Source organism: Sphingopyxis sp. GW821-FHT02C12 (assembly GCF_059421785.1).
The window spans coordinates 940,555-962,174 of record NZ_JBWKVQ010000002.1 but is presented as its reverse complement, the minus strand read 5'-3'; the positions used below and the strand labels follow the sequence as shown (position 1 = coordinate 962,174).

25 protein-coding genes are annotated in these 21,620 nt (G+C 65.9%); 13 read left to right on the top strand and 12 right to left on the bottom strand.

Going from position 1 to position 21,620, the window contains the following annotated elements:
• The 3 genes from pstB to phoB are packed head-to-tail and all read left to right on the top strand — an operon-like array spanning nucleotide 1 to nucleotide 2,222.
• The gene (gene pstB, locus AC07U1_RS19935) at nucleotides 1-783 is read left to right on the top strand and encodes a phosphate ABC transporter ATP-binding protein PstB (RefSeq protein WP_187142330.1); all 783 of its coding nucleotides are present in this window, start codon (nucleotides 1-3) and stop codon (nucleotides 781-783) included.
• Nucleotides 784-807: 24 nt separating this feature from the next.
• A complete protein-coding gene (gene phoU, locus AC07U1_RS19930; protein WP_056350733.1) occupies nucleotides 808-1,527 on the top strand; it encodes a phosphate signaling complex protein PhoU in 720 nt (239 codons plus the stop codon).
• The gene (phoB, locus tag AC07U1_RS19925) at nucleotides 1,527-2,222 is read left to right on the top strand and encodes a phosphate regulon transcriptional regulator PhoB (RefSeq protein WP_495177790.1); all 696 of its coding nucleotides are present in this window, start codon (nucleotides 1,527-1,529) and stop codon (nucleotides 2,220-2,222) included. Before phoU ends, phoB begins: the two co-directional genes overlap by 1 nt.
• Nucleotides 2,223-2,327: 105 nt before the next feature.
• Here the strand turns inward: phoB and AC07U1_RS19920 are convergent, their stop codons facing one another.
• The gene (locus tag AC07U1_RS19920) at nucleotides 2,328-3,548 is read right to left on the bottom strand and encodes an OprO/OprP family phosphate-selective porin (protein WP_495177791.1); all 1,221 of its coding nucleotides are present in this window, start codon (nucleotides 3,546-3,548) and stop codon (nucleotides 2,328-2,330) included.
• Between the two features lie 199 nt (nucleotides 3,549-3,747).
• On the opposite strand from AC07U1_RS19920, the gene AC07U1_RS19915 reads away from it, so the two are divergent.
• The 3 genes from AC07U1_RS19915 to AC07U1_RS19905 all read left to right on the top strand — a co-directional run bounded on the left by AC07U1_RS19915 (nucleotide 3,748) and on the right by AC07U1_RS19905 (nucleotide 6,516).
• Nucleotides 3,748-4,650 (top strand): SDR family NAD(P)-dependent oxidoreductase, encoded by a 903-nt coding sequence (locus AC07U1_RS19915; protein WP_056350726.1) that lies wholly within the window; start codon nucleotides 3,748-3,750, stop codon nucleotides 4,648-4,650.
• A 58-nt stretch (nucleotides 4,651-4,708) separates the two neighbouring features.
• Complete coding sequence (locus AC07U1_RS19910) at nucleotides 4,709-5,365, top strand: DUF4328 domain-containing protein (protein ID WP_495177792.1); 657 nt, start codon at nucleotides 4,709-4,711, stop codon at nucleotides 5,363-5,365.
• 77 nt (nucleotides 5,366-5,442) lie between these two features.
• Nucleotides 5,443-6,516: a hypothetical protein gene (locus AC07U1_RS19905; RefSeq protein ID WP_495177793.1), complete on the top strand. Its 1,074-nt coding sequence runs from the start codon at nucleotides 5,443-5,445 to the stop codon at nucleotides 6,514-6,516.
• On the opposite strand, the gene AC07U1_RS19900 is transcribed toward AC07U1_RS19905, so the two are convergent.
• The 7 genes from AC07U1_RS19900 to AC07U1_RS19870 all read right to left on the bottom strand — a co-directional run bounded on the left by AC07U1_RS19900 (nucleotide 6,494) and on the right by AC07U1_RS19870 (nucleotide 12,044).
• Nucleotides 6,494-6,838 (bottom strand): DUF2794 domain-containing protein, encoded by a 345-nt coding sequence (locus tag AC07U1_RS19900; protein ID WP_495177794.1) that lies wholly within the window; start codon nucleotides 6,836-6,838, stop codon nucleotides 6,494-6,496. The genes AC07U1_RS19905 and AC07U1_RS19900 overlap by 23 nt on opposite strands.
• Complete coding sequence (cysE, locus tag AC07U1_RS19895; protein WP_056350717.1) at nucleotides 6,838-7,542, bottom strand: serine O-acetyltransferase; 705 nt, start codon at nucleotides 7,540-7,542, stop codon at nucleotides 6,838-6,840. The genes AC07U1_RS19900 and cysE overlap by 1 nt, the downstream gene beginning before the upstream one ends.
• 83 nt (nucleotides 7,543-7,625) lie before the next feature.
• Nucleotides 7,626-8,261, bottom strand: coding sequence for a hypothetical protein (locus AC07U1_RS19890; protein WP_495177795.1), 636 nt, complete (start codon nucleotides 8,259-8,261; stop codon nucleotides 7,626-7,628).
• Between the two features lie 134 nt (nucleotides 8,262-8,395).
• The gene (locus tag AC07U1_RS19885) at nucleotides 8,396-9,790 is read right to left on the bottom strand and encodes a pyruvate dehydrogenase complex E1 component subunit beta (protein ID WP_495177796.1); all 1,395 of its coding nucleotides are present in this window, start codon (nucleotides 9,788-9,790) and stop codon (nucleotides 8,396-8,398) included.
• On the bottom strand, nucleotides 9,780-10,388 hold the full coding sequence (locus tag AC07U1_RS19880) for a hypothetical protein (RefSeq protein ID WP_187142072.1): 609 nt from the start codon (nucleotides 10,386-10,388) through the stop codon (nucleotides 9,780-9,782). The genes AC07U1_RS19885 and AC07U1_RS19880 overlap by 11 nt, the downstream gene beginning before the upstream one ends.
• Complete coding sequence (gene pdhA / locus AC07U1_RS19875) at nucleotides 10,388-11,470, bottom strand: pyruvate dehydrogenase (acetyl-transferring) E1 component subunit alpha (protein WP_495177797.1); 1,083 nt, start codon at nucleotides 11,468-11,470, stop codon at nucleotides 10,388-10,390. The genes AC07U1_RS19880 and pdhA overlap by 1 nt, the downstream gene beginning before the upstream one ends.
• Before the next feature lie 247 nt (nucleotides 11,471-11,717).
• Nucleotides 11,718-12,044, bottom strand: coding sequence for an FtsB family cell division protein (locus AC07U1_RS19870; RefSeq protein ID WP_056350710.1), 327 nt, complete (start codon nucleotides 12,042-12,044; stop codon nucleotides 11,718-11,720).
• 96 nt (nucleotides 12,045-12,140) lie between these two features.
• On the opposite strand from AC07U1_RS19870, the gene AC07U1_RS19865 reads away from it, so the two are divergent.
• Nucleotides 12,141-14,072, top strand: a complete 1,932-nt coding sequence (locus AC07U1_RS19865) for a S9 family peptidase (protein ID WP_495177798.1) — start codon at nucleotides 12,141-12,143, stop codon at nucleotides 14,070-14,072.
• Between the two features lie 88 nt (nucleotides 14,073-14,160).
• Complete coding sequence (locus AC07U1_RS19860; protein WP_187142074.1) at nucleotides 14,161-14,625, top strand: hypothetical protein; 465 nt, start codon at nucleotides 14,161-14,163, stop codon at nucleotides 14,623-14,625.
• A gap of 77 nt (nucleotides 14,626-14,702) precedes the next feature.
• Here the strand turns inward: AC07U1_RS19860 and eno are convergent, their stop codons facing one another.
• Complete coding sequence (gene eno / locus AC07U1_RS19855) at nucleotides 14,703-15,977, bottom strand: phosphopyruvate hydratase (protein ID WP_495177799.1); 1,275 nt, start codon at nucleotides 15,975-15,977, stop codon at nucleotides 14,703-14,705.
• 216 nt (nucleotides 15,978-16,193) lie between these two features.
• On the opposite strand from eno, the gene AC07U1_RS19850 reads away from it, so the two are divergent.
• From AC07U1_RS19850 to AC07U1_RS19830, 5 genes are all read left to right on the top strand, one after another.
• Nucleotides 16,194-16,727, top strand: a complete 534-nt coding sequence (locus AC07U1_RS19850) for a hypothetical protein (RefSeq protein ID WP_187142077.1) — start codon at nucleotides 16,194-16,196, stop codon at nucleotides 16,725-16,727.
• A gap of 16 nt (nucleotides 16,728-16,743) precedes the next feature.
• A complete protein-coding gene (locus tag AC07U1_RS19845; protein WP_495197782.1) occupies nucleotides 16,744-17,193 on the top strand; it encodes a phage holin family protein in 450 nt (149 codons plus the stop codon).
• A gap of 44 nt (nucleotides 17,194-17,237) precedes the next feature.
• A complete protein-coding gene (locus tag AC07U1_RS19840) occupies nucleotides 17,238-17,579 on the top strand; it encodes a hypothetical protein (protein ID WP_262408051.1) in 342 nt (113 codons plus the stop codon).
• Nucleotides 17,563-17,925 carry a hypothetical protein gene (locus AC07U1_RS19835; RefSeq protein WP_056350698.1) on the top strand — a complete coding sequence of 121 codons (363 nt, stop codon included), beginning with the start codon at nucleotides 17,563-17,565 and terminating at the stop codon, nucleotides 17,923-17,925. Before AC07U1_RS19840 ends, AC07U1_RS19835 begins: the two co-directional genes overlap by 17 nt.
• A gap of 93 nt (nucleotides 17,926-18,018) precedes the next feature.
• A complete protein-coding gene (locus AC07U1_RS19830) occupies nucleotides 18,019-18,234 on the top strand; it encodes a DUF4170 domain-containing protein (RefSeq protein WP_056350696.1) in 216 nt (71 codons plus the stop codon).
• Nucleotides 18,235-18,344: 110 nt separating this feature from the next.
• Here AC07U1_RS19830 and AC07U1_RS19825 read toward each other — a convergent pair whose 3' ends face one another.
• The 3 genes from AC07U1_RS19825 to AC07U1_RS19815 form a co-directional block, all read right to left on the bottom strand.
• Nucleotides 18,345-18,623 (bottom strand): ETC complex I subunit, encoded by a 279-nt coding sequence (locus tag AC07U1_RS19825; RefSeq protein ID WP_495177801.1) that lies wholly within the window; start codon nucleotides 18,621-18,623, stop codon nucleotides 18,345-18,347.
• A 148-nt stretch (nucleotides 18,624-18,771) separates the two neighbouring features.
• A complete protein-coding gene (hrpB, locus tag AC07U1_RS19820) occupies nucleotides 18,772-21,237 on the bottom strand; it encodes an ATP-dependent helicase HrpB (RefSeq protein ID WP_495177802.1) in 2,466 nt (821 codons plus the stop codon).
• The gene (locus AC07U1_RS19815) at nucleotides 21,234-21,620 is read right to left on the bottom strand and encodes a DUF1801 domain-containing protein (protein ID WP_262408052.1); all 387 of its coding nucleotides are present in this window, start codon (nucleotides 21,618-21,620) and stop codon (nucleotides 21,234-21,236) included. Before AC07U1_RS19815 ends, hrpB begins: the two co-directional genes overlap by 4 nt.

Sequence of the window (21,620 nt, the reverse complement as noted above, 5' to 3'; positions counted from 1 at the left end):
ATGACCCAAGAAGACCTCACGATTCTCGATCCCAAGATGAAGGCGCAGGGCGTCAACGTCTTCTATGGGGAGAAACAGGCGATCAACGACGTGTCGATCGATGTCGGCACCGACCTGGTCACCGCCTTCATCGGCCCGTCGGGCTGCGGCAAGTCGACCTTCCTGCGCTCGCTGAACCGCATGAACGACACGGTCGCCAGCGCCAAGGTGACCGGCCGCATCGAACTCGACGGCGAGGACATCTATGCGCCGTCGATGGACGTCGTGCAGCTGCGCGCGCGCGTCGGCATGGTGTTCCAGAAACCGAACCCCTTTCCCAAGTCGATCTATGACAATGTCGGCTATGGCCCGCGCATCCACGGCCTCGCGCCGAACAAGGCCGATCTCGACGTCGTCGTCGAACGCGCGCTGGTCCGCGCCGGCCTGTGGGACGAGGTCAAGGACCGGCTCGGCGAAAGCGGCACCGCGCTGTCGGGCGGCCAGCAGCAGCGCCTGTGCATCGCGCGCGCGATCGCGGTCGATCCCGAAGTCATCCTGATGGACGAGCCCTGCTCGGCGCTCGACCCGATCGCGACCGCCAAGATCGAGGAGCTGATCCACGAATTGCGCGGGCGTTTCGCGATCGTGATCGTCACCCACAACATGCAGCAGGCGGCCCGCGTGTCGCAGCGCACCGCTTTCTTCCACCTCGGGACGCTGGTCGAATATGGCAAGACCACCGACATCTTCACCAACCCGAAGCAGGAACGCACCAAGGACTATATCACCGGCCGCTACGGCTAAGCCCCGGCCCTGAAGGACTGAACGATGGCGATTGTGAATGATCATACGGTCAAGGCGTTCGACGAGGATCTCAACCGCCTCCGCGGTCTGATCAGCGAGATGGGCGGCCGCGCCGAACAGGCGCTGCTCCAGGCGATGACCGCGCTCAACATGGGCGACCTCGAACTCGCGGCACAGGTCGTGCGCGACGACAAGAAGATCGACGCGCTCGAAAGCGAAGTCGAACAGCTCGCGGTCCAGACCATCGCCCTCAGGGCTCCGATGGCCGACGACCTGCGCGAGATGATCGCGGCGCTGAAGATCGTCTCGGTCGTCGAGCGTATCGGCGATTATGCCAAGAATATCGCCAAGCGCGTCGCGCTGATGGACCAGACGCGGTCGATCGAGGCGATCCCGCTGCTGATCTCGATGTCGAACATCGTCGCCGAGCTGATCCACGACGCGCTCGACAGCTTCGCGGCGCGCGACGCCGAACTCGCGGTGCGGGTGACCGTCCGCGACAAGAATGTCGACGATTTCTACAACAGCATCTTCCGCACCCTCGTGACCTTCATGATGGAAAATCCGAAATATATCTCGGAAAGCGCGCATCTGCTGTTCGTCGCCAAGAACCTCGAACGCATGGGCGACCATGCGACCAACATCGCCGAGATGGTCTATTATGTCGTCACCGGCGGCCAGATGGACGAACGCGAACGCGGCGAGCAGCCCGAGGACGGCGCCGCGGAACAGGAGCAAGGCTGATGCCGCAGCCCGACCTGCTTCTCATCGAAGATGACGAAGCGATCGCCGAACTCATCGTGTGGCATTTCGCCCGCGAAGGTTTCTCGGTGCGTCAGACCCCCGACGGCGAACAGGCGCTGATCCTCGTCGAGGAACGCGTGCCCGACATCGTCCTGCTCGACTGGATGATCGAAAGCCTGCCCGGGATCGAGGTCTGCCGCCGCCTGCGCCGCAACCCGAAATCGGCGAATGTGCCGATCATCATGCTCACCGCGCGCGGCGAGGAAGAGGATCGCATTCGCGGGCTGGAGACCGGCGCCGACGATTATGTCACCAAGCCGTTCAGCCCGCGCGAGCTGGTCGCGCGCGTCCAGGCGGTGCTCCGCCGCCTGCGCCCCGCGCTCGCCGGCGAGATGCTCACCTATGCCGACATCGAACTCGACTCGGTCGCGCACAAGGTCGTGCGCAGCGGGCAGATCGTGAACATGGGGCCGACCGAGTTCCGCCTGCTGCGCCATTTCATGGAGCATCCGGGCCGCGTCTTCTCGCGCGGGCAATTGCTCGACAGCGTCTGGGGACAGGATAGCGACATCGAGCTGCGGACGGTCGACGTCCATATCCGCCGCCTGCGCAAGGCGATCAACCTGCCGGGAACCGCGGATATCATCCGCACGGTGCGCTCGGCGGGTTATGCGCTGGATGCGGGCAAGGGCTGATCCCTTTCATCGTCATTGCGAGCGCAGCAAAGCAATCCAGAGCGCGTGTAAACCGCTCTGGATTGCTTTGCTGCGCTCGCAATGACGGCGTATTTGTTTGCAACCTCAGTACGTGAACTGAACCCGCGCACCGACGACGTCGACGCCGTAATCGCGGTCGCCCGCCACCGCGATCGCCGCGTCGCGATAGTTCAGCCGCGCATATTGCGCCATCAACCGCATCCAGCTGGTCGGCGACCAGATGATCGACGCCATATAGCCCTTTTGCGTGCCGCCGGTGATCCCGGCATCGTTGAGGTCGAGATAATCGTAGCGCGCATTGACCTGCACCGCGCCGATGCCCCCGTCGCCGAGCGGCTTTTTCGGCTTGATCGCGCCGAACTGCCCGCCCTTCAGCGGCCGGCTGTCGCCTTTCGTCAGAAAAAAGCCGACCTCGGCATAGGCGCCGAAGAAGGTCGGGTCGCTCGCCCCGTCGCGGCTCGCATGCTGCCAATAGGCTTCGCTGGCGAAATGGAACGGGCCGTTCACCGCCGCCGCCTCGACGCCATAGGTCTGCTCGCGTTCGGCGAGCAGGCCGGGGGTCGCGATATAGCGCGTCTCGGTCGAATGGACGAGCGGACGCTGGCGATAGCGCACCGGCACCAGCTCGGAATCCTGGCGATGCTTCCAGTGATAGGCGGCGCCCAAATGGACATTGGTCTTGCCGAACTTCGGCATCCACACCGCACGGATATGCGCCGCCTGGCTGTTGTCGTCGACATCGTCGAGCTGGATCAGCGGATCGGTACTGACCCCGCCGTTGATCTGGAAATCGCCCTTGGCATAGCCCGCCGACAGGCCGGTGCGCCGTGAGAAGTTGAATGCCGTGACCAGCGCCGCGCGCTCGGTAAAGCTGGTGTTGAGGTCGCTCGTCATATCGTCGAGCGGAGTGAAGAATTTCTGCTGCCCCGCGGTTACATTGATGCCGTCGCCGTTCCACGCGACATAGGCGTCGACGAATTCGATCGGGTCGGCGGTGAACTCGCCCTCGACCCGCGCCGAAAAGCCGCCCGGCATCTTGATATCGACACCCAGCTGGGCGCGGCGGATTTCTTCCGAATGGCCGGTACCGGCCAGCCCCGCCGGGCCGCTGACATTGGCGAAGTCATATTGCAGGCGCCAGCGCGGCTTGAATTCCCATTCCGACTTTTTCGCGGGCGCCTTGGCGGGCTCGGGGTCGCTCGCGGCAGGCGCCGGACTCGGTGGTCCCTGGACCGGTTCGGCAGCGAGGGCGGGCGCGCCAAGAGGCAAAAGGAAGCCCGCGGTGGCGAGCAGGACGTGGCGCATGGGGATTTGCTCCGTTGCGAAAGGGTGACAAACTCGTGGCGCTGTTATGACGGCTCTATGACAGTTGCACGTCATTTGCGTGACATTTTCGTTGCAACGGACGCTTTTCCGATCACCCCTTGCCTGAAAGCGGCGAACGGCTAAGGACGGGCCAGTTTTTTCGGGCAACCTATCGGGATCGCCCCTTCGGGAGACCATCATGACGATCAAATTTGACGGACGCGTTGCCATTGTCACCGGCGCCGGCGGCGGGCTCGGCCGCGCCTATGCGCTCGAACTGGCGCGCCGCGGGGCGAAGGTCGTCGTCAACGACCTCGGCGGCGCGCGCGACGGCACCGGCCATTCGGACGCCGCGCTGCAGGTGGTCGAGGAAATCAAGGCGCTCGGCGGCACCGCGATGTCGAACGGCGGCAGCGTCACCGAATATGACCAGATGGTCGAAATGGTCGCCAAGGCCAAGGAAGCCTGGGGCGGCGTCCATATCGTCATCAACAACGCCGGCATCCTGCGCGACAAGAGCTTCGCCAAGATGGAACCCGCCGATTTCGACCTGGTGCTGAAGGTGCATGTCAGCGGCAGCGCCAACGTCACCAAGGCGGTGTGGGACACGATGCGCGAGCAGGCTTATGGTCGCCTGCTGATGACCGCCTCGTCGACCGGCCTTTACGGCAATTTCGGCCAGGCCAATTATGGCGCGGCGAAGCTCGGCCTCGCCGGGCTGACCAAGACGCTCCACCTTGAAGGCGCGAAGTACAACATCCGCTGCAACACGATCGCCCCGGTCGCCGGCACGCGCATGACCGAGGACATCTTCCCCGCCGAATTGTTCGAAAAGTTCACGCCGGAGAATGTCGTCCCCGCCGCGCTCTATCTGGTCAGCGAGGACGCCCCGACGAACATGATCATCGGCGCCGGCGCCGGCGCCTTCCACGCCGCCTATGTCACCATGACCCCCGGCATCGCGCTGCCCGAGGGTGAACGCACCCCCGAGGGCGTCGCCGCGGCGTGGGACAAGATCATCGACCGCAACGGTGAAACCGTGCCCCAGTCGGGCAGCGAACAGTCGATGGCGGTGATGCGGGCGTTGCAAGCGCTGGGCTGACCCTGATAGGCGTTCTTCGCATCGGCGCCCCATCGGGGCCGCCGATCGCGAGGGGCCTATGACGGACATGACCTTGGGCGACGGCATCGCCCTCCTCCAGCGCCGCGGCCGCTTCCTGCGGAACCTGCTCGCTTTCGGCTGGATCGTTCTCGCCCTGGCCTGCGTCGGCCAGATCGCCGAACTGAACGGGCGGGTCTCGCTCGACGAGGATGCGCCCGTGGTCGGGCTCAACGCATTGTATCTCGGCGTGTCGGTCAGCGACGGGCTGCTGGCCTTCACCACCTTCGTCGTCTTCTGCATGTGGACCTATCGCGCGGCCGCCAACGTCAAGGCGGCGCGAGTCCCGGGCTTCGGCTTCACCCCGGCCTGGTCGGTGGGCTGGCATTTCGTGCCAATCGCCAATCTCATCAAACCCTTTCAGGCGATGCGCCAGATCTGGGCATTCAGCCACGGCGGCGACCGTGACGGCATCCGCGACGGCCAGTCGCTGCTCATCGCCTGGTGGGGCCTGTGGTCACTTTCGCTCGCGGTCGGGATGGTGCTCGGCATGGCGGCCGCCTCCCCCGTCACCCCCGACGAAAAGCACGAGGCGATCATCCTCGCGATCGTCAATTCGGCGACCAACCTGGCCCTTTACCCGCTCGCGCTGCGTCTCGTCGCGCGCCTTACCGAGGCGCAGCGCGACCGCCTGACCGCAGCGGGTATCTTTACCTGATTTATCGTATTGCATCACTAACACAGCTGTGCCATAAGCGCAGCGGGGCAAGGGGATCGGACAGAAGGACGACCCCAATGTATAGCGAAAGCGACCTGCAAGCAGCGGTCGACGCAAAGGTGATGACGCCGGAGGCCGTAGCGGCCTTCCGCAACCATATTGCGTCGGTGCGCGCCGCTCCCGGAGCGGATGAGGAATCATTCCGCCTCATCACCGGCTTCAACGACATCTTCGTCAGCATCGCTGCAGTGATCCTGCTCGTCGCGGTGGGCTGGATCGGCCAGTCGATCCATCCGGCGCTCGCCGGCATCGGCGTCGCCGCGACCGCCTGGGGCCTCGCCGAATATTTCACCCGCCAGCGCCGCATGGCGCTGCCCAGCATCGTCCTCGTCCTCGCCTTTGCGGCGGGCGTCTTCGGCTCAATGGTGGGTTTCCTCGTCAAGCATGGCGAAGCGATTTTCGGCAACCATCCCGCTGAAGCGACCATGGCGATCGTCGCCGCAGGCATGGCGCTCGTCACCGCGGGCGCGACCTGGTTCCACTGGAAACGCTTCATGGTGCCGATCACCGTCGCCGCGGGCAGCGCCGCGCTCGCCGGCACCGCGGTGGCGCTTGTCCTCGCGATCGTCGGCGGCAGCGAACCGCCGGTGAACCTGTTCATGACGCTGGTGCTCGTCGCCGGGCTCGGCATCTTCGCGCTCGCCATGTGGTGGGACCGCAGCGACCGGGTGCGCCAGACGCGGCGCAGCGACGTCGCCTTCTGGCTCCACCTGCTCGCCGCCCCGATGATCGCGCACCCGATCTTCCACCTGCTCGGCGTGACACAGGGCAACGACATCGGCAGCGCCGCCGCGGTGATGGTGATCGCCATCTATATCGCCTTCGGCCTGATCGCGCTCGCGATCGACCGCCGCGCGCTGCTCGTCTCGGCGCTGGCCTATGTGCTGTTCGCGCTGACCCAGTTGTTCCAGACCTTTGGCGCGGTCGAACTCAATGTCGCGCTCACCGCCTTCGTCATCGGTTCGGCGCTGCTGCTGCTCTCGGCCTTCTGGCAGAATGCGCGGAGCGTGGTGGTCGGGTTCCTGCCCACGGGCCTCGCGGACCAGTTGCCCGCGACGGTCCGGCCGGTCAGTCCGATACCAGCTTCATAAGCTTGCGTTCGACGGGGGCGAGCACATTGGCAAGCTCGTCCCCGCGCTTCAAAATCGCCCCGGCTTCGGAGACCAAGGCCCACATGCCTTGCCGGCTCCGCAAGGCGGGGCGTTTTTCTATGCGATATTCGGGGCGTTCCGATGCGCGGCGAAAGCAGGAAAACACCGCGACGTCGCGCTGGAAATCCATCGCATAGTCGCGCCACTTCCCCGCCGCGACCATGCGGCCGTAAAGATCGAGGATGCGGGTCAGTTCGCGGCGGTCGAACGCCGTCTGCTGCGGCAAGGAACTGGTATAGGGCCAGGGGGTAACGATCCCCATCAGGCGCGGCTACGTCCCTTGCGCGGAGCCGGCTCGGCGGCGACGTCCCGTTCGGCGACCAGCGCGGCGAGCTGTTTCTGCAGCTGTTCGAGCTGGCACTGGAGCAGTTCGACCTTTTGCGTCGCGGGATCGAAGGTCTCGTTGCACGTCCCATAGGGGACGAACTCGCGGGCATATTCGGTGGCGTCGACCAAAGTCGAGCGTGCCGGGATGCCGACCATCACCGCACCTTCGGGAACATCCTTGGTCACCACCGCATTGGCGCCGATGCGCGCGCGCGGGTTGACCATGACGGGACCCAATATCTGCGCGCCCGATCCGACGATGACGTCGTTCGCCAGCGTCGGGTGACGCTTGCCGCCGATGCCGTTGGCGGGATCGGTGCCGCCCAGCGTCACGCCCTGATAGATCGAGACATTGTCGCCGATCTCAGCGGTCTCGCCGATCACGACGCCGAAACCATGGTCGATGAACAGATGTTGCCCGATCTTTGCGCCCGGATGGATGTCGATCGCGGTCAGGAAGCGGGCGAAATGATTGACGAAGCGCGCGAGGAAAAACAGGTCGGCCTCGAACAGCCAGTGCGCGATACGGTGCATGCCGACCGCGAGCAGTCCCGGATAGAGCAGGATTTCCCAACGCGAGCGCGGCGCGGGGTCGCGCGCCTTGATCGAATCGAGATAGGCGACCAGCCCGTTGAACATCAATCGTCCCCTGCGACCCTATTATGTACCGCACAAGATAGATGTTTGGCGGCGCCATTTCCAGCCCCGGCGCATTTTATTCGTCAGCGGCCGATCAGCCCGACGCGAAACAGCAACAGTCCCTCGCTCCGCCAGCGCCGTTCGCCGTCCGCGGCGGCGATGGCGGCGGCCCAGCGGTCGAGCATCAGCAGGGCGCGCCGGCCCACGAAAGCGGCGCCGGTCGGAACGGGTGCCGCGCGCGCCGCGGCGAAGAGATAATGCGCATCCTCTTCCTCCGACTGCACCACCGCCCCCCACAGCAAGCCCCAGCGCGTACCGGGGCCACCGCCCGACAAGGTGAACAGCGCCGTGCCGAACGCCATCGCCGCCGCGCCGCGCGATGCTTCATCCTCGGCAAGCAACATCGCCTCGGCCGCGTCGGCGAGCGTATCGAGCCCGCCCTGCCCCGCCCAGGTCGCCTGCAGTTCGGCGAGCAAAGGTTCGCCCTTCGGCAGCGCCACCGGATCGGCGGCGAGCAGGACCATCATGTCGCGCCACCAGGCGAGCTTGATCTGTCCGATCAGCGGCTCGCGCGTTTCGATCAGCAAATTGGTGAGCCGTTCGGCCAATCCCCACAGCGCCGTCATCGCCGCACGCCGGTCGCGCGGCACCGCGACCATCACGCGCGGATCGCGGATGTCGGGGTAGAGCAGAAATTCGGGAGCAGCGGCGTCGGTCATGCGACGCGCGCTACCACCACCGCATCGTCATTGCGAGCGAAGCGAAGCAATCCAGGGCGGTTTACGCCTGCTCTGGATTGTTTCGTTCCCCCGGATCAAGTCCGGGGTCCTCGCAATGACGAGGATTCAGGCGGTCAACGGTTACAAACCGCCTTCACCGCCGCGATGACGCGCGGCGTGTCGACCAGCGCGAGCTTTTCGAGGTTCGCGGCATAGGGCAGCGGCACATCCTCGTTGCACACGCGCGCTACCGGGGCGTCGAGGTCGTCGAAGCCATGTTCCATCGCGACCATCGCGAGTTCGCTGGCGATCGAGCAGGTCGGCCAGCCTTCCTCGACGACAACCAGCCGGTTGGTCTTCTTGAGGCTGGCGAGCACGGTGACGGTGTCGAGCGGGCGCAGCGTGCGCAGATCGATCACCTCGGCATCGATGCCCTCGGCGGCGAGCGCGTCGGCAGCCTCGAGCGCGAGCCCGACGCCGATCGAGTAGCTGACGATGGTGACGTCGGTCCCCGCACGCATGATCCGCGCCTTGCCGATCGGCAGGACGAAATCGTCGACCGCCGGCACGTCGAAGCTGCGGCCGTAGAGCAGCTCATTCTCGAGGAAAACCACCGGGTCCTCGCTGCGGATCGCCGCCTTCATCAGTCCCTTGGCATCGGCCGAGTCATAGGGCGAGATCACGATCAGGCCGGGGACGCTGGCGTACCAGGGCGCGAAATTCTGGCTGTGCTGCGCGGCGACGCGGCTCGCGGCCCCGTTCGGCCCGCGGAACACGATCGGACAGCGCATCTGGCCGCCCGACATATAGTTGGTCTTGGCCGCCGAGTTGATGATGTGGTCGATCGCCTGCATCGCGAAGTTGAAGGTCATGAACTCGATGACCGGCTTGAGCCCGCCCATCGCGGCGCCCGAACCGAGGCCGGCAAAGCCATATTCGGTGATCGGGGTGTCGACGACACGGCTAGCGCCGAATTCCTCGAGCAACCCCTGCGTCACCTTGTACGCGCCCTGATATTCGGCGACTTCCTCGCCCATCACGAAGACGCGGTCGTCCTTGCGCATTTCCTCGGCCATCGCGTCGCGCAACGCTTCGCGGACGGTGGTCTTGACCATCGCGGTGCCCTCGGGGATCGCGGGGTCGGAGGCGCGCTCGACCGCGGCGGGCTTTTCCGCCGCAGGCGCGGGTGCGGGTGCCGGGGCCGGCGCAGCGGCCTTGGCTTCCTCGACCGGAGCAGGCGCCGGAGCGGCAGCCGCGGCAGCCGCGGCAGGCACCGCCGCTTCCTCGCCCTCGCCCGAAATCGTCGCGATCACGGTGCCGACCTTCACATTGTCGGTGCCCTCGGCGATCAGGATCGACGCGATCGTGCCCTCGTCGATCGCTTCATATTCCATCGTCGCCTTGTCGGTCTCGATCTCCGCGAGGATGTCGCCCGACTTCACCGTATCGCCCTCCTTGACCAGCCACTTGGCGAGCGTGCCCTCTTCCATCGTCGGCGACAGCGCCGGCATTTTCAGTTCAATTGCCATTGGAAACCTCGGTCATCGCTTGATCTTCTTTCATCGCTACCAGCGCCGTCATGGTCCCGTCGGCCAAGCGGAGACATTTCGACAATACCGCACCCGGCGGCAATTTCATTTCGCTACACTCGGACATCGGCAGCGTCTCCGAGCCAACCGGTCCGTCAAAGGTTCCCTGAGGCGGTGGCCCCGGGTCGGGCAGGACGGGAGCGGCCTGAATGGCGGCCGCCACCGCCTTGTAGTTTAGGCGTGCACCATGGGCGTCAGCCTGCAAGGCGCCGATGATGATCGCCGGGGCACCAACTGCCGAACCGTAGATGCCATGCCGGTTCATATACTGGACGAGCGGCGTTTCGGGATCGCGCAATTTCCACTGCACCCGCAGCATTTCATCGAGATGTCCGCGGAATCGCCTCGAGGCCTCTCGGTCGGCCAGCATCGTGAAATCCGCCGGAGACAGCGTGGACTTCAGGCATGCGACGGCTTCGTCTACTGTTTGCGGCACGCAAGCTGCAACCTTCTCCGCGTCGTACGACGCCGGCAGCTCGGCCATGGCGGGAACAGCACCCGCCAAACCAACCACCGCCGCAATGACGAAACGGTGCATCAATATTGCTCCACCAGCACGTCGGTATAAAGTTCATGCAACTCGGGTTCGGGCGCGCTCTCGGCGAAGTCCGCCGAGTCCGCGACGACCTGCCGGATTTCCTTGTCGATATCCTTGATCTTGTCCTCGCTGATCCCGGCGTCGAGCATCAGCTTTTTCAGATGCTCGATCGCATCGCTCTTGTCGCGCACCGCCTGCACTTCCTCGCGGCTGCGATATTTGGCGGGGTCGGACATCGAGTGACCGCGATAACGATAGGTCTTGAGTTCCATCAGCACCGGCCCCTTGCCGCTGCGCACCCAGTCGAGCGCCGCCTCGGCCGCGCCGCGCACCGCGAGCACGTCCATGCCGTCGACCTGCATGCCCGGAATGCGGAAGCTTTCGCCGCGGCGATAGAGCTGGTCTTCGGCCGACGAACGGTTCACCGAGGTGCCCATCGCGTACTGGTTGTTCTCGATCACGAAGATGATCGGCAGCTTCCACAGCTCGGCCATGTTGAAGCTTTCATAGACCTGCCCCTGGTTCGACGCGCCGTCGCCGAAATAGGCCATGGCGACCCCGCCGTCGCCGCGATATTTGTGCGCGAAGGCGAGCCCGGTGCCGAGCGACACCTGCGCCCCGACGATGCCGTGGCCGCCATAGAATTTATGCTCGACGCTGAACATGTGCATCGAGCCGCCCTTGCCGCGCGAGATCCCCGCGGCGCGGCCGGTCAACTCCGCCATGATGACCTTGGGATCGATGCCGTATGCGAGCATATGGCCATGGTCGCGGTAACCGGTGATGACGCTGTCCTTGTCGCCGTCGAGCGCCGACTGAAGCCCGACCGCGACGGCTTCCTGGCCGATATAGAGGTGGCAGAAACCGCCGATCAGCCCGAGCCCGTACAACTGTCCCGCCTTTTCCTCGAAGCGCCGGATCAGCAGCATTTCGCGGTAGAATGTCTCCAGCTCCGCCGGCGTCGCGTCATAGGGCGCGGGGTCTTGCGGGCGGTCGCGATTGGTCGCGGGCGCGGGGGTTGCGGCAGCATTTGGGGCGGGCTTTTTCGGCGCAGCAGTCTTGCGCACGGGTGCTTTGGCCAAGGCGGGTTCCTTTGCGGTTAGCCGTTACGGCAGGGCTTCCCTATAGGAGAGCCGCGCCGCACTTGGCAACGCCCGCTTGGCCCCCAAGGGGTCCAAGGATAGCTATGCAACAAGGGTGCAGCAATCGAGCCGACCCAACACCCGTCATTGCGAGCGGAGCGAAGCAATCTACAGCTCGCAGCCTTGCGCAATGCCGGCGGCTGGAGATTGCCGCGTCGCCTTCGGCTCCTCGCAATGACGGCAGCAATCAGGGCTTTTCGGCGGGGTCCATCGGAATAATCACCTCGTCGGGGTGATAGGCGCCGAGTTTCTCGCGCACATATTCCTCGGCCAGGTCGGGATCGACGCGGCGCCGGTCGAGCAGATTGACCCGGTTCTTCAGCTCATTCTGCTTCTTGGTCAGCTCGGCGAGGACGACGCGCTGCTTCTCGACCGACTGGCCGTAATCGCCCCAGGCATAGAGCCCGGTCGGACCGAAGATCGCATAGCCGATCATCGCCAGCACCGCGATCACGGCGACGGTGGGACCTATGGCCCGGTTCACCGATTTCCGTACTTTGTGGCGCTGCGTCATCCCGGCCCTTGAATCACAAGTGATTCGCCGGGTCAAGCGGCTATACTTTGCTTTTCCACACGATAGTCTGCGCATCATATAACAGGGAGTTCACCGATGCGCTCGATTCTCACCGCCATGCTGCTCGCCACCGCCGCGCCCGTCTTCGCCCAGGTCGCGACCCCCGACCGTCCGGTCACCGATCCGCGGACGATCGCCTCGCCCGCCAATCCCGACGCGAAGCCGGTGCCGCTCGACGATATCGGCGTCACCCGCGCGCTGTACGATGCGGTGTGGAGCGCCGACGGCAAAAATATCTTCATCGCCACCGACCTGACCGGCCGCGTCAACATCTGGCGCATGGATGCGAACGGCAGCTGGCCGGTGCAGCTGACCCAGTCCGACGACGCGCAATCGGGGCTGGCGACGACGCGCGACGGCCAGTGGCTCTATTTCACGCAGGATGCCGGCGGGAACGAATATTACGACATCTATCGCGTGCCCACCGTCGGCGGCGCGGTCGAGAATCTGACCAACACGCCCGACCGCAGCGAAAGCGGGCTGCTCACCGGCCCGACCGGCGGCCTCGTCGCGCTGTCGACCAAGCTCAAGAGCGAGGGGCAGAGCAATCTCGCGGTGATGGATGCGGGCGGCAAGATCCGCAACCTGACCGCCGAAAAGGACCCGCAGTTCAGCTGGGCGCCCGCGGCATGGGTCGATGGCGGCAAGGCGATCATCGCCAACCGCAGCCTCGTCGACGGGTCGGCGAGCGAGATCTGGCGCGTCGACGTTGCGAGCGGTGCCGCGACGCTGCTGCTCGGCAAGCCCAAGACCATCTATGCCGCGAGCGGCGCGACCCCCGACGGCGCGGTGCTGGCGGTGACCACCGACGAAGGCACCGGCCAGCCGCATGCCACGGCCTACACCGTCGCGACCAAAAAATGGCAGGGCCTGCCCAAGACCCCGTGGGAGGAAACGAGCGACATCGTCACCCCCGACGGCAAGGCGATGTTCGTGCGTACCAACAACGACGGGCGTTCGACATTGTCGCGTGTCGACCTTTCGACCATGGCCAAGACCGAACTGGCGCTCGACCCCGGCCGCGCGTCGATCCCCGGCCTCACCGCGATCTCGCCCGACGGGTCGAAGATGTTCGTGACGCGCAGCGGCGCGGATTCGCCGACGATGCTCTATGCCTATGACCTCGGCGCGAACAAGGCGGTGCCCGTGGTGCCGCTGGCGATGGCCAGCCTCGCCCCCGCGACGCTGCCCAAATCGCAGATCGTGACCTACAAAAGCTTCGACGGCACACTGATCAGCGCGGTCATGACGATGCCGTTCAACCTGAAACGCGATGGCAGCAACCCCGCGATCGTGATGCCGCACGGCGGCCCGACCGGCCAGTCGCAGGACGGCTTCTCGCGCTACGCCACCGCCTTCGCGACGCGCGGCTATGTCGTGATCCAGCCCAATTTCCGCGGCTCGACCGGTTATGGCAAAAAATTCCAGGAGGCCAATTTTCAGGACCTCGGCGGCGGCGACCTCAAAGACACCGTCGCGGCGAAGCACTTCCTCGTCCAGTCGGGCTATGTCAACGACAGGAAGGTCGGCATCTTCGGCGGCTCCTACGGCGGTTTCATGACGCTGATGGCGATCGGCCGCACCCCCGACGAGTTCGCCGCGGCGGTGCAATGGTTCGGCATCATCAACTGGCGCACCATGTACCGCGACCAGGACGAGTTTTTGAAAGCCTATCAGCGCAGCCTGCTCGGCACGCCGGAAAAGGACGGCGCGGTCTATGACGCCGCCTCGCCGCTGACCTATATGAAGGCAGCGAAGGCACCGCTGCTGACGATCCAGGGCGAGAATGACATCCGCGTGCCGCGCGGTCAGGCGCAGGAGGTCCACGACCTGCTCAAGGCCAAGGGCAATATCGTCGAGACGATCTTCTACCCCGGCGAAGGCCATGGTTTCCAGAAGCGCGAAAACCAGCTGGACTCGCTGCGCCGGACGATCGGGTGGTTCGATAAATATTTGAAGGGGGAGTGAGGGGACTTCGTGACCAACGGTCAACGCCCAAGGGCCTAGCCAACCTCATGACGCCCATTGATGTAGTGCCCACTGATAGGGGGACAGAATGTTCAAGAACAAGCCGCCGATCTTCAATACGAGCGGAAAACCTGAAATCTCACTCACCATGCTGCGTATCAAGGAGTGGCAGGATCAAGGATACAGCTTAGGCGCCAGCTACTACGAGTCAGGGCAAATTGAGGGTGGTCATGAAGCCACCATATCAGGGATCGCGGACGATTACTGGCGTGGCGGTAATGAGGTGGTGGGAACGAAGCTGCGGTTCCACATCAAACTGTCCAGCGATCTGTCCCGATTGCAGATGGACCAAGGCATAATAGGTGGTGGACAATTCTACGACGAGTATGTCGATGTCGACCTCAACCTAGAATCTTCTCAGCTTCGAGACATTGTTTATGAACTGCGGGTCAGCCAAGCTCGCCAAGTGCATGTTGGTGGTTACGCAATCAGCGACAAGATATTCAGAGTGACCAAGTTTGGGCTCAGCGAACCCCGCGACGGACAATCCTAGGAGAAGAAGTTGACGCAGTCGGGCGCGGCAATGGCTCCCGGATCAAATCCGGGACACCGAAAACCCTATGGAGCCGCTCACCCGAAAATCGACGCCCCCGGGTAACGCGCCATATCGCTCAGTTCTTCCTCGATGCGGATCAGCTGGTTGTATTTCGCGAGCCGGTCCGAACGCGCGAGGCTGCCGGTCTTGATCTGGCCGCAGTTGGTCGCGACCGCGAGGTCGGCGATCGTCGAATCCTCGGTCTCGCCCGAGCGGTGCGACATGACGGCGGTGTAGCGCGCGCGGTGCGCCATATCGACCGCGTCGAGCGTTTCCGACAGCGTGCCGATCTGGTTGACCTTGACGAGCAAAGAGTTGGCGAGGCCGTCCTTGATCCCCTGCTCCAGCCGCAGCGGGTTGGTGACGAACAGGTCGTCGCCGACCAGCTGGCACTTGTCGCCGATCAGGTCGGTCAAGGCCTTCCAGCCCGTGAAGTCGTCTTCGCTCATCCCGTCCTCGATCGACTTGATCGGATAGTCGTTGACCAGCGCGGCGAGATACTCCGCCATCTGTTCGGGGCTGAGCGACAGCCCTTCGCCGCTGATCTCATATTTGCCGTTCTTGAAGAATTCGGTCGCGGCGCAGTCGAGCGCGAGCACGACGTCGGTGCCGAGCTTGAACCCCGCCTCGTCGACCGACGCCGCGATGAAATCGAGCGCGGCGCGGGTCGAGGCGAGGTTCGGGGCGAAACCGCCCTCGTCGCCGACCGCGGTCGCAAGGCCCTTCGCCGACAGGCCCTTCTTCAGCGTGTGGAAAATCTCGCTGCCCCAGCGCACGGCTTCGGCGATGCTGCCGGCGCCGACGGGCATGATCATGAATTCCTGCACGTCGATCGGGTTGTCGGCATGCTCGCCGCCGTTGATGATGTTCATCATCGGCACGGGAAGCGTGCGCGCCGAGACGCCGCCGACATAGCGGTAGAGCGGCAGGCCGCGCGCGTCGGCCGCGGCCTTGGCGGCGGCGAGGCTGACCCCGAGGATCGCATTGGCGCCGAGGCGGCTCTTGTTCGGCGTGCCGTCGAGGTCGATCATCATCTGATCGAGTTCGCGCTGGTCCTCGGCATCGAGGCCGATCAGCGCGTCGGCGATCTCGCCGTTCACCGCGGCGACCGCCTTGCTCACGCCCTTGCCGAGGTAGCGGCTCTTGTCGCCGTCGCGCAGTTCGACCGCTTCATGCGCGCCGGTCGAGGCGCCCGAGGGCACCGCGGCGCGGCCGAAGCTGCCATCCTCCAGCAGCACATCGACTTCGACGGTGGGGTTGCCACGGCTGTCGAGGATTTCGCGGCCGTGAATGTCGATGATGGCGGTCATGGAGGATCGTCCTGCTGGCGGCACTGAATGGGCCGGTTGGAAAGGCGCCCGCCTGTTATCGGCGCCCTGCCCTTAGTGCAACCGTGCGCGTCGCTATTTTTGGGGGAATTTTGCCGCGCTATGGAACCATTCATCGCCTGTTGCTATATTATCGCAGAGACAGGGACAGGCGCGGCGGGCAAAGTCGCGCTTCGTATAAGAGAAGAGGACGAACCGATGGCCAAAGCCGCTACTCCCGCCGCCAAGAAGCCCGCTGCCAAGGCGCCCGCCAAGCCCGCCGCGACCAAGGCCGCGCCCGCGCGCAAGCCCGCGGCGGCCAAGAGTGCCGAGCATCCGATCCGCGACCAGCTCGCCGCCACCGGCGCGACGATCAAGAGCGAAGCCTCGAAAAAGGCCGCCTCGCTGAAGGCCGATGCGAGCAATCTTGCGGGCCAGGCGTCGACCAAGGCGCGCGAAGCCGCGACCAAGGGCAAGGACAAGGCCGCCGAAGCCGTCGGCAGCCTCGCCAAGATGCTCGAGGACAGCGCCGGCACCGTCGACAGCAAATTTGGCAAGCAATATGGCGACTACGCCCGCTCGGCCGCCTCGACCGTCGCCGGCCTGGCCACCTCGCTCGACAAGAAGGACCTCGACGAACTCGCCGCCGCGACCAAGGATCTGGTCAAGAAGAACCCGGCGGTGTCGGTCGGTGCGGCAGCGGTGCTCGGCTTTGTGCTGGCACGCCTGCTCAAGGGTTCGAGCAGCGACTGAAACCCAGCCATTCGCAATGTCACCGCCAAAGCCTGACACCCCTGCCCCGTCCGAAGAGGGCGCGTTCAACCGCGTGAGCCACGGCTATGCGCCCGACGGGCGCCCGGTCGCCCCGCCGCCGGTGCCGCTGGAAAAGATCGTCGGCGACGTCGTCGACAATCTGCAGGCGGCGGCGGAAGCCGAGGTCGCGCTGCTCAAGGCGCGCGGCGCGCTCGCCTATCATGGCGTCGGCTGGACCTCGGCCTGGGGCTTTGTCGCGGGGAGCGCGCTCGTCGTCGCGATGCTCGCGCTGGCGTTCGGCGCCATCCTCGTGCTCGCCGTCCAGGTCGGGCCGTTGCTCGCGACGCTGATCGTCGTCTCGGCGCTGCTGCTCGTCGCCGCCATTGCAGGCTGGCGGGCGAAACTCAGCTATGGCGATGTCAAAGCCGCGTTCCGCGACGATTTCCTTGCGCGGGGAGATGATTGATGCGCCCATCGCGAACCCGCCTGATCAACGCCGCGCGCCGCTCGATGATCCAGCGCGCCGAATTGCAGCGAAAGCTCGGCGCGGCGGGCGAGGCCTTCAAGCCGAAGTCGCTCTACAACCGCGGCAAATACCGCCTCGGCGCGAAGGTCGACGACACCGCGCACGCGGTACAAAAACAGTTCAGGAACAATCGCTTGCCGATCGCTCTTGCCGCGGCGGCGGGGATCGCCTGGCTGCTCCGCGACCCGATCCGGGAGCATGCCCCCCGCCTCGGCCGCCGCCTGCGCGATCTCGCCGAAGCGGGCCTCGACAAGCTACGCCCCGATCAAGGCGATGTGGGTGAAGATCGTGAAATTACGGAGGACCAGAATGAAGCCGCTCAGTGAAACCGCCCGCGAAACCACCGCCAAAGTGAGTGAAGTTGCGCAGAAGACCGCCGAAAGCGCCAAGCTGACCGCCGAGGCGGCGAAGGCGCGCATCCAGGACGGTTATGGCCGCGCCCGCGCCGCGACGAACGAGCTGGCCGCCAAGGGCGCCGAACAGGCCGGCGTCGCGCGCGAAGCCGCCGGCGAAGCGCTCGCCAAGGGCAAGGCGCAGGCGAAGCGCGCCAATTCGAAGCTCAAGGATGTTGCCGAAAAGCAGCCGATCGCGCTCGTCGCGGGCGCGGTGGCGATCGGCGCGCTGCTCGGCGCGCTGCTGCCCAAGAGCGGCGGCGGCGACAAGGACGCATAAGACAGGAAGCGGACAGCTTGCTTGCCTATTGGCGCGTAGCGGAATAGGGGCGCCCGCATCCCCTCCCCAGTCTACCAGCGCTAGGAAACCAAGATGAGCAAATTGCACCTGGTCTTCGGCGGCCGCGTCAGCGACCCGCAGGGCCTCGACTTCGTCGACCTCCACAATCTCGACGTTGTCGGCCTTTATCCCGACTATAAGGCCGCCGAAAAGGCATGGCGCAGCGCCGCCCAGCGCACCGTCGACGATGCCGAAATGAAATATGTCGTCGTCCACCTGCACAAGCTGCTGCAGCCCGAGGCGGAGTAACCAAGCCGCGTCATTGCGAGGAGCGAAGCGACGCGGCAATCCAGAGAGTAGGCGTAAACCGCCCTGGATTGCTTCGCTTCGCTCGCAATGACGAAGCTGTGATTTAAGCCTCAGCGGAAATTGTCGGCGTAGGCCTGGATCTTGAGCGTGCGCGCCGGGGTCGCGATAACCTCCGCGTAGATGCCTTCGCGCGTCGCATAGGCCACCGCCTCGTCGCGGCTCGCAAAGCCCAGCTTGAGCTGACGCTGGGTGTCGCCGCTGCCCGCCCACCCCATCAGCGGATCGGCCTTGCGCGCCTCGGCGGGGGCGAATTCCAGCACCCAGCGCTGCGTGCCTGCGCGGCCCGACTGCATGGCGTTCTTGGGCTTCTGGAAAATGCGGGCTTTCATAGTCTCGTCCTTGGATGGCGCTGTTGCCGCGCCTTAGCGCCAAGCGGGGGCGACGAAAAGAGGAAAGCCGTCGCCCCCGCGCAGGCGAGGGCCGTTGTCGGCCTTGCGCCACACCGCCAGCGGCCCCCGCCTTCGCGGGGGCGACGATCTAATGCCCATCCCTTCGCGCCTGCGCCGCCTTGGTCAACAGGGTCGGTCGCGCCGTCGCGGGGTCGTCGGGCCAGCTATGCTTGGGGTAGCGGCCGCGCATTTCGCGCGCGACCTCGTGCCAGCTGCCGCTCCAGAAGCTCGCGATGTCGCGGGTGGTCTGGATCGGGCGGTGCGCGGGCGAGGTCAGCGCGAGGACCAGCGGTACCGGCGGTTCGCCGACGGCGGGGTGGCGCGCCAGCCCGAACATCTCCTGCACCCGCACCGACACCTGCGGCCCGCCGTCGGCGCCATAGTCGATCGCATGGCGACTGCCCGCCGGCGTCGCATAAACGTCGGGCGCGCGCTTTTCGAGCAATTGCCGCGCCGGCCAGTCGAGCAGCGCCATCAGCGCATCGGTGAGCTTTCTGTCGCCGATATCGCGCAGCCCCCGACATCCGGGCAGCAGCGGCGCGAGCCAGATATCGAGGCTGTCGGCGAGGGCGGCGGTCGACAGCGCGTCGACGCCCGCGAAGGAGGCGCGCAGCCGCAGCGCCTGCGATGCCGGACCCCAGCCGATCAGCCCGAGCCCCTTGTCGCGCACCGCAGTCAGGCGCAGCGCCGCGTCGTCCCCGGCGCCCTCGTCGCGCCCGGCCTTGCCGCTGGCCAGCGCGATGGCGCCGAGCCGGCGTTCGCGGCGATGATCGACGCGGTCGTTGGATGCGTCATAGCTGCTCGCCGAATGGGCGACGATGCGATCGGCGAAGATCGCCTCGACCTCGATCTGCGCGATCGGTGCGGCGGCGAGGATGCGCACGCCCGCCGCATGGCCCTGCGCATCGGCGATCGCCAGCCATTCGCTACCCGCGAGCGGATCGAGCGGGTCGAGCTTATAGGCGCGACCGCCGACGCTGAGATATTCGCCGCGCTGGCCGGCGCGCTGGCGCGCCACGCGGTCGGGCCAGGCGGTCGCGATCCAGCCGCCGACCGAGCGCGAGGTCAGCGGCGCGCTGTCCTCGACGCGTTTTTCCGCCAGCGCGGCGAGCCGGCGCCCCAGCCGCCAGGCCCCTTCGGCGCGGTCGCCTTTCGCGCCTTTCCAGCGCTGGAGCCGCGCCTCGACATCCACGCCGCGCCCGCCGAGTCCCGGTTCGGTCAGCAACACCGCGAGCCGCGCGGCGAGTTCGGCCTCGCCCGCCGCCGCCGCGTCGAGGATCATATGCGCGAGCGGCACCGGCAGCGGGATCGCGGCCAGCGCATGGCCATGCGGCGTAATCCGCCCGTCGGCCGCCAAGGCGCCGATCGCCTGCAGCCGCGTCTTCGCCTCGGCGATCGCGGCGGGCGACGGCGGGTCGAGCCAGCCCAATTGGCGCGGATCGACGATGCCCCAGCTGGCGCAGTCGAGCACGACGGGCATCAGGTCGTTCTCGTGGATTTCGGGCGGATCGAAGGGCGGCATGCCCGTCGTCGCCGCCGCCTCCCACAGTCGGTAGGCAACGCCCGGCCCCTGCCGTGCCGCGCGGCCCGCGCGCTGGGTCGCCGAGGCCTGGCTGGCGCGTTCGGTGACGAGCCGCGCGATGCCAGCCGCCTTGTCGAAGCGCGGGCGCCGCGACAGGCCGGCGTCGATGACGATGCGCACCCCCTCGATCGTCAGGCTGGTCTCGGCGATGCTCGTTGCGAGGATCAGCTTGCGCTTGCCGTTCGCGTCGCGAACCAGCGCCGCGCGTTGCAGCGCCGGGTCGATCTGGCCGTGCAGCCGGTGGACAACGAGCGGCAGCCGCGTCTCCTCGACCGCGGTCGCCGCACGTTCGATGTCGCCGGCACCGGGCAGGAAGGTCAGCATGTCGCCCTCGGGCTCGTCGGCAAGCGCCTTGCGCACGGCCGCGAGGACGCTGACCTCGAGCCGGTCCTCGGCGCGGCGGCCGATGTGGCGCAGATCGAGCGGCCAGATCTTGCCCTCGCTCTTCACGACCGGCGCATTGCCGAGCAGCGCGCCGAAACGCGCACCGTCGAGCGTCGCCGACATCGCGACGAGCCGCAAATCGTCGCGCAGCCCCTGTTGCGCATCGATCGCCAGCGCGAGCGCGAAATCGCCGTCGAGGCTGCGTTCATGCACCTCGTCGAACAGCACCGCGGTGACCCCGGTCAGCTCGGGGTCGGCAAGGATGCGGTTACGGAACAGCCCCGGCGTCATCACCAGCAGCCGCGTGTCCTTCGACTGCTTGCTGTCGAGGCGCGTCGCATAGCCGACGAGACCGCCCACCTTCGTCCCCGTTTCCTCGGCGATGCGCTCGGCGGCGGCGCGCGCGGCGAGGCGGCGGGGCGAGAGCAACCACACGGCGCCCTTGCACCAGGGCTGTTTGAGGATTTCGGGCGCGACGCGCGTCGTCTTGCCCGCGCCGGGTGGGGCGACGACGACGGCATTGGGCTTCAGCGTCAGCGCCGCCATGATGTCGGGCAGCACCGCGTCGATCGGCAGGGTCAGGCTCATGTCCTTGTCGACGGATTGCCGAGATCGAAGTTAAGCCGATAGGCCTCCGCCGCGAGCCGTTCGACGACCGCGACATCGATGACCGTCTCTTCGGTCATGATGAGATTGCCAAGCTCATATTTGCCGCTCGCCTTGATGCGCGGCTCGATCTCGCACAGCCTCTTGCCGCGCCAGAAGCCGAGCAGCACGCGTTTCTCCTCGGCACGGATCAGGATGCAGGAACCATTCGCCAGGAAGACGAGATTGGTCCATTTGATCGTCTCTTCGAAAGCGGCAGCCCGCATCACGGCGGCGCGGAGCATCGTGCAAAGCTCGCGCTGCCAGCCCGACAAGGCGGCGATATAGGCGTCGGGGCTTTCGGCCGCGGGACCCATCATCGCCAT

What these genes read in the sequence shown, in the direction of transcription:
- AC07U1_RS19885 (WP_495177796.1), bottom strand. Translation starts at nt 9,790, where the DNA reads ATGGCAATTGAACTGAAAATGCCGGCGCTGTCGCCGACGATGGAAGAG.
- AC07U1_RS19910 (WP_495177792.1), top strand. Translation starts at nt 4,709, where the DNA reads ATGACGGACATGACCTTGGGCGACGGCATCGCCCTCCTCCAGCGCCGC.
- AC07U1_RS19865 (WP_495177798.1), top strand. Translation starts at nt 12,141, where the DNA reads ATGCGCTCGATTCTCACCGCCATGCTGCTCGCCACCGCCGCGCCCGTC.
- AC07U1_RS19860 (WP_187142074.1), top strand. Translation starts at nt 14,161, where the DNA reads ATGTTCAAGAACAAGCCGCCGATCTTCAATACGAGCGGAAAACCTGAA.
- AC07U1_RS19840 (WP_262408051.1), top strand. Translation starts at nt 17,238, where the DNA reads ATGATCCAGCGCGCCGAATTGCAGCGAAAGCTCGGCGCGGCGGGCGAG.
- AC07U1_RS19880 (WP_187142072.1), bottom strand. Translation starts at nt 10,388, where the DNA reads ATGCACCGTTTCGTCATTGCGGCGGTGGTTGGTTTGGCGGGTGCTGTT.
- AC07U1_RS19890 (WP_495177795.1), bottom strand. Translation starts at nt 8,261, where the DNA reads ATGACCGACGCCGCTGCTCCCGAATTTCTGCTCTACCCCGACATCCGC.
- AC07U1_RS19905 (WP_495177793.1), top strand. Translation starts at nt 5,443, where the DNA reads ATGTATAGCGAAAGCGACCTGCAAGCAGCGGTCGACGCAAAGGTGATG.
- AC07U1_RS19920 (WP_495177791.1), bottom strand. Translation starts at nt 3,548, where the DNA reads ATGCGCCACGTCCTGCTCGCCACCGCGGGCTTCCTTTTGCCTCTTGGC.
- AC07U1_RS19825 (WP_495177801.1), bottom strand. Translation starts at nt 18,623, where the DNA reads ATGAAAGCCCGCATTTTCCAGAAGCCCAAGAACGCCATGCAGTCGGGC.
- AC07U1_RS19900 (WP_495177794.1), bottom strand. Translation starts at nt 6,838, where the DNA reads ATGGGGATCGTTACCCCCTGGCCCTATACCAGTTCCTTGCCGCAGCAG.
- phoU (WP_056350733.1), top strand. Translation starts at nt 808, where the DNA reads ATGGCGATTGTGAATGATCATACGGTCAAGGCGTTCGACGAGGATCTC.
- cysE (WP_056350717.1), bottom strand. Translation starts at nt 7,542, where the DNA reads ATGTTCAACGGGCTGGTCGCCTATCTCGATTCGATCAAGGCGCGCGAC.
- phoB (WP_495177790.1), top strand. Translation starts at nt 1,527, where the DNA reads ATGCCGCAGCCCGACCTGCTTCTCATCGAAGATGACGAAGCGATCGCC.
- AC07U1_RS19870 (WP_056350710.1), bottom strand. Translation starts at nt 12,044, where the DNA reads ATGACGCAGCGCCACAAAGTACGGAAATCGGTGAACCGGGCCATAGGT.
- AC07U1_RS19830 (WP_056350696.1), top strand. Translation starts at nt 18,019, where the DNA reads ATGAGCAAATTGCACCTGGTCTTCGGCGGCCGCGTCAGCGACCCGCAG.
- eno (WP_495177799.1), bottom strand. Translation starts at nt 15,977, where the DNA reads ATGACCGCCATCATCGACATTCACGGCCGCGAAATCCTCGACAGCCGT.
- pstB (WP_187142330.1), top strand. Translation starts at nt 1, where the DNA reads ATGACCCAAGAAGACCTCACGATTCTCGATCCCAAGATGAAGGCGCAG.
- AC07U1_RS19815 (WP_262408052.1), bottom strand. Translation starts at nt 21,620, where the DNA reads ATGGCGATGATGGGTCCCGCGGCCGAAAGCCCCGACGCCTATATCGCC.
- AC07U1_RS19850 (WP_187142077.1), top strand. Translation starts at nt 16,194, where the DNA reads ATGGCCAAAGCCGCTACTCCCGCCGCCAAGAAGCCCGCTGCCAAGGCG.
- AC07U1_RS19915 (WP_056350726.1), top strand. Translation starts at nt 3,748, where the DNA reads ATGACGATCAAATTTGACGGACGCGTTGCCATTGTCACCGGCGCCGGC.
- AC07U1_RS19835 (WP_056350698.1), top strand. Translation starts at nt 17,563, where the DNA reads ATGAAGCCGCTCAGTGAAACCGCCCGCGAAACCACCGCCAAAGTGAGT.
- hrpB (WP_495177802.1), bottom strand. Translation starts at nt 21,237, where the DNA reads ATGAGCCTGACCCTGCCGATCGACGCGGTGCTGCCCGACATCATGGCG.
- AC07U1_RS19845 (WP_495197782.1), top strand. Translation starts at nt 16,744, where the DNA reads ATGTCACCGCCAAAGCCTGACACCCCTGCCCCGTCCGAAGAGGGCGCG.